This is a genomic window from Rhodoferax sp. UBA5149, assembly GCF_002413825.1.
Taxonomy (GTDB): Bacteria; Pseudomonadota; Gammaproteobacteria; order Burkholderiales; family Burkholderiaceae_C; genus Rhodoferax.
On the sequence record NZ_DHXT01000036.1, the window covers coordinates 1 to 5,516 of the forward strand.

A 5,516-nucleotide genomic window follows, 5' to 3' on the forward strand; every position below is an offset into this window, starting at 1 on the left:
CGTGAACTGTCGAACTCGGGGGGCCGTGCCTTGCTTGGGGCGGCCCGGCGCTGCGGCGGCCTTACTTCCCCGCCTTGAAATTGCTGAAGGTGCGGGTCTGCACCCGGCGCAGGTCTTGCGGCAAGGCGTCCGGCGCAATCATGGTCTTGGCGGCGGCGGCGTCCAGGAAGATGGATTTGTTGTCTGCCACTTCTTTTTTCACAAACTTGATGGAGGCGGCGTTGGGGTTGGCGTAGAACACCTTGTTGGTTAGCGAGGCATGCACTTCCGGGCGCAGGATGTAGTTGATGAACAGGTGGGCGTTCGCCACGTTCGGCGCATCCTTGGGGATGGCCATGGTGTCGAAGAACAGCGTGGCGCCGGTTTTGGGCACCAGCGCTTCAATCACCACCGGTGGCTTGGCCTTGGCGTCGGCGGCGCGGCGGCGCGCGATGTTGATATCGCCTGAAAAACCCATCACCAGGCAGGTCGCGCCGCTGGCCATTTCCTCGATGTAACCGGACGACGAAAAACGGGTGATGTAGGGGCGAATGCTTTTGAGCAGCTTGGCGGCCTCGGCATAGTCCGCCGCATTTCGGCTATAGGCCGGTTTGCCCACGTACATCAGGGCCGCCGGCAGCACCTCGGAGGCCGAGTCCAGCACGCTCACGCCGCAGCTTTTGAGCTTGCTGACGTATTTCGGATCAAACAGCAGGCTCCAGGCGTTGTCGGGCAGGGGCATGCCGCCCAGAGCGGCCTTGACCTTGTTGACGTTGATGCCTACCGTGACATAGCCCCATAGCCAGTCCACCAGGTAGGCGTTGCCGGGATCGAGCTTGGCCAGTTGCGCCAGCAGGCCTTTGTCGAGGTTGCCCCAGTTGCTGAGCTTGCTGCGGTCCAGTTTTTGCAGCAGGCCGCCTTCAATCTGGGTTTTGGCAAAGTGGGAGCCGGGCACGACGATGTCGTAGCCGGTCTGGCCCGCCACCAGTTTGGCGTGCAGGATTTCGTTGTTGTCGTAAGTGTCGTAGCGGACCTTGATGCCGGTCTCTTTTTCGAAGTTCTGGATCGTGTCTTCGGCGATGTAGTCGGACCAGTTGTAGATATTCAGAACCTGGAGGTCCGCCGCGCGGGCCGCCCCGGCGCACAGCAGGGCGCTCGCGGCCAATGCCAGTCCAAAATGTTTCAAGTTTATAGCCATGGTGATCGAGCCTCTCAGATGGGGCCAAAATCATAGCAAAGGTGAAAACAAATCCACTCGGTCGGTGATGATGCCCTCAAGACCCAGGTCGATCAGGCGTTGCGCGGCCCATTCATCGTTCACGGTGTAGCTCAAGCATCGAACCCCCGCGCTTTTGGCCTGCGTGACGCTGGAGCGGTCCCACAAGGCCTGGTTGCAGACGATGGCCACGCAGTCCAGCGTGAGGGCGGTTTCCAGCCAGCCTGGTCCCAGTGTGTCCAGCAGCAGGCCGCGTGGCAGCTGGGGCTGTGCGTCGCGGGCCGCTGCCAGCGCTTCGTGGTCGAAGGAGGTCAGCAGCGGTGGTACAGCGGCGCCGTGCCAGAGTCGTGCCACGTGCTGCGCCACCACTTCGCCGGTCTGGCGCTCCAGTCCCGGCGTGGGCTTGATTTCAAGGTTCAAGAAGTAGCCGTTGTGCAGGCAGTAACGGGCAATGTTCTCCAGGCTGGGCAGCGGTTCGCCCGCAAAAGCGCGGGAATGCCAGCTGCCGGCGTCGAGTTGCGACAGGGCGCGCCAGGGGTGATCGCCGGCTACGGCACTGGTTCCGGCACCCAGATGTTCAAGGGCATTGGTGGTGCGCTGCAGCGTGGCGTCGTGCAGCAGGAACGGCACACCGTCGGCGCTGAGTTTGACGTCGCACTCAAACATGCGGTAGCCGTGGGCGGCACCGGCACGAAATGCGGCCAGGGTGTTTTCAGGCGCCAGTTTGCCGGCGCCCCGGTGCGCCAGCCAGCGCGGGTAGGGCCAGTGGTCGAACGCGATAGGCCGGGGAATGGGGGTGGGAACGGGCATGGTTTAAAGGCGTTTGCTGGTGGTGGCGTCAAACCAGTGCAGGCGGTCGGCCTGCGGGGTGGCGTGAAGGGTGGCGCCCAAGGTCGGCACCGCATGGCCCTCGTTGGTGCGGATGATGATGATCTCGTCGTTTGCGGCGTGCTGCAGGCGGCCATAGACCAGGCGCTCCGCGCCCAGCATTTCCACGGCTTCAACGCGTAACGGCCAGCTGTCTGATGAGGCCTGCGGCGCGATCAGCAAATGCTCGGGGCGGACACCCAAAATGGTGCCGGGCTTGCCGCCGGGCGCCGCCTTCAAAAGGTTCATCGGCGGCGAGCCCATGAAGCTCGCCACAAAGGTGGTGGCGGGGCGCGTGTACACCTCTTCCGGTGTCCCAAACTGCTCGACCACGCCGGCGTTCATGACGATCATGCGTTGCGCCAGGGTCATGGCTTCGACCTGGTCGTGGGTGACAAAGAGCGAGGTGATGCCCAGTTCGCGGTGCAGTTTCTGGATTTCGAGCCGGGTCTGCGCGCGCAGCTTGGCGTCCAGATTGCTGAGGGGCTCGTCAAACAGAAATACCTGCGGCTGGCGCACGATGGCCCGGCCCATCGCCACGCGCTGGCGCTGGCCGCCGGAGAGCTCACGCGGCTTGCGCTGCAGAAAAGGGCCAATTTCCAGAATCTTGGCGGCCTTGTCGACGCGGGTCTTGATTTCGTCTACCGGCACCTTGGCGATCTTGAGTCCGTAGGCCATGTTGTCGAACACACTCATGTGCGGGTACAGCGCATAGTTCTGGAACACCATGGCGATGTCGCGCTCGGACGGCTCCAGGTCGTTGACCACACGGTTGCCGATGGATATCTCACCGCCGCTGACCTCTTCCAGCCCGGCGACCATGCGCAGTAGCGTGGACTTGCCGCAACCCGAGGGGCCGACGATCACGACGAACTCGCCGTCAAGAATGTCGGCAGTCACACCGTGGATAACCTGGTTGGCGGACTTGCCGACGCCGTAGCGCTTGATGACGTTTTTTAGTGTGATTGAAGACATGTTCTTGATTAGTTGGCGACAAAGCTCCGCTGCGTTTCGATCTGTCCCGCAAAGGCGCTACTTCTCCGTATCCACCAGCCCCTTGACAAACCATTTCTGCATCAGCATGACGACGATGGCGGGTGGCAGCATGGCCAATAGCGCCGTGGCCATCACCACGTTCCACTCGTTCTGCGCATCACCCCCCGCCACCATCATCTTGATGCCGACGACCACCGGGTACATGTCTTCTGACGTGGTGGCCAGCAGGGGCCACAGGTACTGGTTCCAGCCATAGATGAACTGGATCACAAACAGCGCGGCAATCGATGTTTTGGACAGTGGCAGCAAAATGTCCTTGAAAAAACGCATCGGCCCCGCACCATCCATGCGTGCTGCTTCAACCAGCTCGTCCGGCACCGTCATGAAGAACTGGCGAAACAGGAAGGTCGCGGTGGCGGAGGCGATCAGCGGAATCGTCAAACCCGCATAGGTGTTGAGCATCCCGAGGTCCGACACGACTTGGTAGGTCGGGCCAATGCGCACTTCCACCGGCAGCATCAGGGTCACAAAGATCGCCCAAAAGAAAAAGCTTTTGAACGGAAATCGGAAATACACGATGGCAAACGCAGACAGGAGCGAAATTGCAATCTTGCCAAAGGTGATCACCAGCGCCGTGACCAGACTGACCCACATCATGTGGGCGACTGGGGCCGTGGAGCCCGAGCCCGCACCACCGCCCAGCAACGCTTTCTTGTACGTTTCCCACAGGTGGCCGCCCGGCAACAGCGGCATGGGCGCTTGCACAATTTCCTGTGCCGTATGCGTCGACGCCACGAAAGCCAGGTACAGCGGAAAGGCGACGATGATGACGCCAATAACCATGACCGCATGGGCCAGAAAGGTCAGAAAGGGGCTGCGCTCAACCATGTCAATAGTTCACCTTTTTCTCGACAAAGCGGAACTGCGCCACGGTGAGCGCAATCACGATCGTCATCAAGACCACCGACTGTGCTGCCGAGCCGCCCAGGTCCATGGCTTTGAAGCCGTCGTAGTACACCTTGTAGACCAGGATCGAGGTGGCCTGCCCCGGGCCGCCGTGGGTAGTGGCGTCCACAATGGCAAAGGTGTCGAAGAAGGCATACACCATGTTGATCACTAGCAGGAAGAAGGTGGTGGGCGACAGCAGCGGGAACTGGATCGTCCAGAAGCGCCGCCACGGCTTGGCGCCGTCAATCGCTGCCGCTTCAATCAACGATTTGGGGATGGACTGCAGGCCGGCCAGAAAGAACAGGAAGTTGTAGGAGATTTGCTTCCAGATCGCGGCCATCACAATCAGCGTCATGGCGTCGCCCTCGTTCAGCAAGTGGTTCCAGTCGATGCCCAATTGCCCTAAAGCGTAGGCCACCACACCCAAAGAGGGCGAAAACATGAAAATCCACAGCACGCCGGCCACCGCTGGCGCCACCGCGTAGGGCACGATGAGCAGGGTTTTGTAGAACATCGCACCCCGGGCCACACGGTCGGCAAAAATGGCCAGCATCAGCGACAGCCCAATCCCCAGCACCGCGACCAGAACAGAAAAAAGCGCCGTGGTTTTGAAGGATTCCAGGTAGCTGACATCCGCAAACAGACGCCTGAAATTCTCCAGGCCGACCCACTCGGTCGACATACCAAACGCGTCCTGCACCTGGAACGACTGCAGCAACGCCTGCGCCGCGGGCCAGAAGAAAAACACGCCAATCACGAGCACCTGGGGTGCCAGCAACAGCCAGGGCAACCATGCTGAGCGGAATTGGACGCGTTTTTCCATCAGGAACTCATTGTGTTCAAGCCCTCCCCGCTTGGCGCGGAGGGTTGGGCAGGGGTGTCGCCAGTACCGCCATAGGCTTAAAGTCCGTCAGGACTTATTAGCCTTCTGGAAGCGTTCCAGGTGTTCATTGCCACGTTTCACAATGGCTTGCAGCGCTTCTTTGGCGGACTTTTTGCCACTCCAGACTTGTTCAAGCTCTTCGTCCTCTACCGCGCGAATCTGCACATAGTTGCCCAAGCGGATGCCACGGCTCTTGTCGGTGACCTTGCGGATCATCTGCGTGACCGCGACGTCGGTACCGGGGTTTTGTTTGTAGAAGCCGGATTTTTCAGTCAGCTGGTAGGCCGCGGTGGTGATCGGCAGGTAACCCGTGCGTTTGTGGCTGGCCGACTGCACTTCCGGGCTCGAAATGTAGTTGAAGAAGGCGGCCACGCCTTTGTATTCGATTGGTTTCTTGCCCGCCATCACCCACAGGCTGGCGCCGCCAATGACGGTATTTTGCGGCGCACCGGGCACATCGGGGTAGTAGGGCAGGGTCGCCAGACCGTAAGCGAATTTGGCGTTTTTGGCGACATTGCCGTAAAAGCCGGCCGAGGTGGTGATCATGGCGCACTCGCCCGAAATAAAGCTGGCTTCGGGCACGTTGCCACGGCCTTTGTAGACAAACAGGCCCTGCTTGGCCATGTT

At 60.7% G+C, this 5,516-nt stretch carries 6 protein-coding genes; all 6 read right to left on the reverse strand.

The features are described from left to right. Positions 1-61: 61 nt before the first annotated feature. Positions 62-1,177: a polyamine ABC transporter substrate-binding protein gene (locus B3V69_RS02780; protein WP_296443578.1), complete on the reverse strand. Its 1,116-nt coding sequence runs from the start codon at positions 1,175-1,177 to the stop codon at positions 62-64. A gap of 30 nt (positions 1,178-1,207) precedes the next feature. Then, a complete protein-coding gene (gene ugpQ / locus B3V69_RS02785; RefSeq protein WP_296443580.1) occupies positions 1,208-2,005 on the reverse strand; it encodes a glycerophosphodiester phosphodiesterase in 798 nt (265 codons plus the stop codon). A gap of 3 nt (positions 2,006-2,008) precedes the next feature. Next, positions 2,009-3,037, reverse strand: coding sequence for a sn-glycerol-3-phosphate import ATP-binding protein UgpC (locus B3V69_RS02790; RefSeq protein ID WP_296443581.1), 1,029 nt, complete (start codon positions 3,035-3,037; stop codon positions 2,009-2,011). A 57-nt stretch (positions 3,038-3,094) separates the two neighbouring features. After that, positions 3,095-3,946 (reverse strand): sn-glycerol-3-phosphate ABC transporter permease UgpE, encoded by an 852-nt coding sequence (gene ugpE / locus B3V69_RS02795; protein ID WP_296443582.1) that lies wholly within the window; start codon positions 3,944-3,946, stop codon positions 3,095-3,097. 1 nt (position 3,947) lies between these two features. Beyond that, complete coding sequence (gene ugpA, locus B3V69_RS02800) at positions 3,948-4,829, reverse strand: sn-glycerol-3-phosphate ABC transporter permease UgpA (RefSeq protein ID WP_296443584.1); 882 nt, start codon at positions 4,827-4,829, stop codon at positions 3,948-3,950. Positions 4,830-4,916: 87 nt separating this feature from the next. Next, positions 4,917-5,516, reverse strand: a 600-nt coding sequence (locus B3V69_RS02805) for an extracellular solute-binding protein (protein WP_296443586.1), incomplete at its 5' end; no start/stop codon positions are given.